Source organism: Holospora obtusa F1 (assembly GCF_000469665.2).
GTDB lineage: Bacteria > Pseudomonadota > Alphaproteobacteria > Holosporales > Holosporaceae > Holospora > Holospora obtusa.
Genome location: NZ_AWTR02000013.1, coordinates 1 through 5452 on the forward strand (window position 1 = coordinate 1; position 5452 = coordinate 5452).

1 protein-coding gene is annotated in these 5452 nt (G+C 29.4%); it reads left to right on the plus strand.

The window, feature by feature from the left end; all coding sequences use genetic code 11:
* The first annotated feature begins 900 nt into the window (after positions 1 to 900).
* Positions 901 to 5052, plus strand: a complete 4152-nt coding sequence (locus P618_RS00550) for a hypothetical protein (RefSeq protein ID WP_162147035.1) — start codon at positions 901 to 903, stop codon at positions 5050 to 5052.
* Positions 5053 to 5452: the final 400 nt, after the last annotated feature.

Below are 5452 nucleotides of genomic sequence, written 5' to 3' on the forward strand. Positions count from 1 at the left end.
AGTCATTAAATAAAGCTGAAATCATTGAAGTATCAGCCTCCTTTGATATTATCATGTTAGAATTTGAGCGTAACACGTCAAATTTTAATCATAATCCAAATTACATGTTGTTGGGACTAAACAGTTAACCTCTAAAACGAATTTTTCCTTTTCTTAAAATAAAACTTGAAAAAGATAAACTTTAAATAAAACTCTCCCCCTCTTTCTCAAAAACTACTTACGCATCAGGTCTAATATAACCGAAATTTTCTACCTTCTATTAATGAGAGTTGTGCTTTACGTATGCATACCTCAACTTTTCTTACTATATATTCGTTTTTTAAAAAAGAGTAAAATAAATTTTAAGAATTAAAATTTTGAAATTGGTCTGACACAGATTCAGTAAAAATTATTTCCGGATGTATTTTTGATGCTCTTTATTGCAGAAATAAACAAATATTTGAAAAAAAAATGTGCTACGAAATTTTCATGGGCTAAAATTAAGATTCCATACTGTAGAATTGGGCACACAATTCGTTTTAATATACGACTTCTTTTTATCTCTTGCAGATTAAAATCTGTTTTGTAATTATGATTTTGTTGAAAAAAAATTAATTACAGCGTGATTAATAGGATTTGTATATATACAAAATAAGTCTTCATTGTCTATAATTTTATTTTTCATTTCTAAACCCGACACAAAGAAGCTCGAATTATGCGTATAAATTTTATTTTAACCTATGTGATCAGAAAAAACTCATTTTTTTCGCATTTTTGATGAAAAGATGGTAGTAACGCATGAAAAAATTGGAAAAATACTGCTTACAGAAGGTTGACATTTTATTTTTTTTCATTAAAGTAATTTGTGTAAAAAAAAAATAGCGTTACATGAAAATAAAAATAATAAATATATTTTTTTTAATGTTTTTTGTAAATCGAGGATTTTCTGTTAAAAAATCTGAAATAGACTCCGCGCTTAATCAGTTGAAAGATCTAAGAGTTATTAGTTTAGAGAAAAGTTTTAGAAATTTGAAAATATTACTTTCTGTCAAAGATAAAAAAAGAGCTAAAAAATTATTAAAACAGACTAAATTATCGAAGCTTTGTGAAAAAATTAATTCATGCTTTTCTGAAGAAATTGTTATTCAGATGATTTCTATGTTTTTTGATAAAAAGAATCACCAAGATTTGGCTAAATCCGTGTTAAAAATGTTTATTAAAAATTTATCTGATCAGAATTTAATTTTGTACACAAAAACTATTTTGTCTAAAAGACATCAAAATCAAGCACTTAAAAATGTGACGGAAGCGAACAATGATGATCAATCTAATCGTGCTTTTTTAGATGTTTTTTCACCTGAACGTGCTAATAAAGCGTTTGATGCTTTGGATTTAAGCAAATTTAATAACATAAACACCGCCAATGTGCTCAATGATTTGTTGTCCTGTATCTTATCTCCAGATAATGATCCAGAACTTGCTAACAAAGCATTTGATGTCGTGTATTTAAACAAATCTAATAAAATTAACGCTGATGACGTACTTGATGTTTTGTCTGATTCACAATCCCTTATTTTTTCTGCAGACAACAATGCTGAATCTCAGAATAAATTGGTTGAGAATTTGGGTTTAGATCAATCTAATAAAATTAACGCTGATGACGTACTTGATGTTTTGTCTGATTCACCATCTCTTATTTTTTCTTCAGACAACAATGCTGAATCTCAGAATAAATTGGTTGAGAATTTGGGTTTAGATCAATCTAATAAAATTAACGCTGATGACGTACTTGATGTTTTGTCTGATTCACCATCTCTTATTTTTTCTTCAGACAACAACGCTGAATCTCAGAATAAATTGGTTGAGAATTTTGATTTTTTGAAGAAATGTGATTTTCTAAAATTTGATTTTTCTCAAATGTTCAAGTTGGATGGTGTGCACAAAATAAATAGGATAGATAATGAAGGTGGTAAATACTATGATCTTTCTTATATAGCTGGTCCTATCTTTTCTTCAAAGAGCAATCATGAGCTTGCTCGCAGAGCGTACAAAACTCTAATTCTACCACAATTAGGACAGATTTCAGATGATTACTACCTTGATTTAATGAAGAATATTTTAAATACAGAAAATAATTTGAGTCTTTGTGAAGAAGCTTTCAATGCCTTAGATTTAGAAAAATTAAATCAGGTTGACGATGATGGTCTGGCTGATATAATATGTGGAGTTTTAGAAGGAAGAAATATTCATCTTGGTATTAAAGTTTTAAATGCTTGTGATTTACAAAGAGTAAGACGGTTTTGCGATAAAAATTTTGCTGAAGTAGTCGCGTCATTTTTGGATTGTGAGCGTGATTGCGTGCTTGCTAAAAAAGTTCAAGAATTTTTGGATCTAAGCAAATTAAGTAAGATTGACGACGATTTTTTTTTCATCGTGATCAAAAAAAGCTTAGATTCAAGAAACGTTGAAAACAATCCCGAACGTGTCAAAACAATTTTAAATATTATAAATTTAGAAAAAAGAGGAAGTACACTAGATGACAGTATTTTTTCTGAAATAATAAAAAAGATTTTATTTGCCAACAATAATCCTGTACTTGCTGAAAAAGCTTTAGATGATTTAGATTTAAAAAAAAGAGCCAGTGAATTTCAGGGAGACAATTTTTTTAATTTACTGCAAAAAGTTTTATCTGCCAACAATAATCCTGTACTTGCTGGAAAAGCTTTAGATGATTTAGATTTAAAAAAAAGAGCCAGTAAATTTCAGGGGAACGACTTTTTTAATTTACTAAAAAAGATTTTATCTTTGAAAGATGTTTCTACGCTTGCTGAAAAAGCTTTAGATGATTTAGATTTAAAAAAAAGAGCCAGTGAATTTCAGGGAGACGATTTTTTTGATTTAGTTCAAAATGTTTTATCTTTAAAAAATAATGAAACAAGTGAAATTAAAAAATTGAGTAAAACAGTAAAAATTCAGAGAGAGGAAAATGAGCATCTTTTTCTGAAAGAATATATGAAAAAAATTTCCTCCGAGAACAATAATCCTGTACTTGCTGAAAAAGCCTTAGATGATTTAGATTTAAAAAAAAGAGTCAGTACATGTGATGATAAAAGATTTTCTCATTTAGTAGAAATAGTTTTATGTTCTAAAAATAGTCCTCGGCTTGCTAAAAAAGCTCTAAATAATCTAAATTTAAAAAAAAGATCAGGAGAACTGAGTAGTGATGATTTTTCGATTTTAATACAGAAGATCTTGTCTGAGGTAAATAATCTTGAGTTAGCAAAAAACGCGTTAGGTGCTATTAATTTAGAAAAAAGAATCAAAAACTCACCTGATAATCTTGCTAAAATTGTACAAGATATTACATTTGTGAACTCCATATCTATGTTGGATATATCACTTTTTCATCACTCAAAATTTATTCCTAAATTACATCCTACGCTTATAAAAGAAGTATTTCGCATTGTAAATGTTGGAAAAAATGTTCTAAATTGTAGCGATACTGCTCGTGAATTACTGATTAAAACACTAGTGAATTGGAATCATTCTGCGTCTTTAAAAGTTTTGAATGAATTAGAGCCTTCTGCTTTTATAATGAACGACACTTTTAAGACTGCAAAATTTCATCAAGAGATATTTAATTCTGTTCTTAATTTAGACAGTACAGAAAAATTAACTACTTTGTTTTCAAAAATAGATAAGGACGATATTCTAACTGTTATTAAAAGCGTTTTTGATAAAGCTTCTTCCCAACAGATATCTTTTTTTATAAGACAGTACATGAGTATTGATGAATCATTCGATGATACGTGTGCCATGTTATGTGCAAAAATTTCTGATTCCAACACGATTAAGAGAGTTTTTTTTGACCTTAAAGAAACACTTAAACTAGAAGATATAGAAAAAGTTAAACAAAAAATTCTATCTTTGAATTTTGTGAAATTTGCATTGGATAAAGAGGAAAATCTTGCTCATTCTGACGGACAAGAGGTCATCGGAAACCTGGGGACTGATGTGGGTATGTACGCATGGTGGGAACTAAGGTATTGCCTAGAGCACAGTGAACAAGAAGCTCAAAAGATGGTTCTGGAAAAAATCGATGCGTTTCAAAAGGCTGGAAGTCGTTTTATAACGAGCGATACAGAAAAATTTTTCTTTGAATCCGGAATAAGTTATGTTTTAAAAAATATTAATCATTATTTACATTTAGCTCTTCTTAGCACTCCCCTTGAGCATTTAACAGAAACTTTTGTGGTACGAGCTTTTCGTTCAGATCTTTTTAAGGTTTTCAGTAAAAAAGAAGATCAAAAAGAAGGCTTTAATTTTTTGAAGGTGACTGAAGATAACGATAAGGAGTGGAAACAAGATTATCCTAATCTTATTTCCGCAGACGTTTCCCTGGACGAAAAGGCAGAAAAGGAATATGCTCGTGTTAGATCAGCTTCTTTTGCTCGTTTGGTACGTGATGCTCTGACAAAAAAATTAAGTGCTAACTTATGTGATTGTAATCGTCTTACAAATGCGCTTTCAAAAAACATAAACAAATGGAGCAAGTTTTTCGTGGTGTTTGAAGGAAATGAGACGGAGAAGCAAAAATCTGATTTCCTTCCTTATCTTCCGTTAGTGCACTTTTATGAAGATGCTGTTAGGTCAGGAAATCAAAAATCATTTTTAGAAAAAGCTGAAAGCGTAGAAGGTGCATTATCCCTTGCTGATCCTCAAGATGCTATGGAAAAAATAGAAAATTTGAAAAATAGTCTAAATAATCTAACTGATGAGTTAACAAAAATCATAATAAATAATGAATATCAAGATCCAGATGAAACTATTCAAAAATTGAGGTTACGTATAGATAGCAATGTACAAAAATTAACTCACGATTCTTTGAAAGAAAGTGAAAAAATAGAAATATACGAAATTTTAAAAACTGAGACAAAAGAATTAATCAAAGAGGTCAAATCAAAAGGAATTTGGTGGCGTTGTCCACTGGGTATACGTACAGACGCCTTAAATACTATAGCTAAGATGCATGGAAAAGATTTAGACTTACAACCAATATCTTGTGAAAAATAAGGTGGTTTAAAGAAGTAGTTGAGATTTTTTTATTTTGCTTAAGATAAAAGCTCTAAATTGTTCCAAAACACATATACAAAATGTGTGCATTATTTTTTTCAACAAACTGGTGGAAATGATAGCGGGTGGTTTTTTGCTTTTTTGATCACTTTACTATTTTTGTACTACGTATTTGTGTTACTTTAATCTGATCACTTCAAGAATTTTTATTTAAAAAATGCATTTTTCTTTCAGATTGTTGGTTAAAGGTGATTGTTAGTAACTGATGTTACGCAGCAATAGTTGATTTTTGCTTGAAATAATCATATTTTTCGTCCGTAAGTTTTTAAGGACAAAAAATGAAACTGGATCTTCTTGATATTTATAGCGACTATTTGATAAGTCAAAATCACTATGCAAC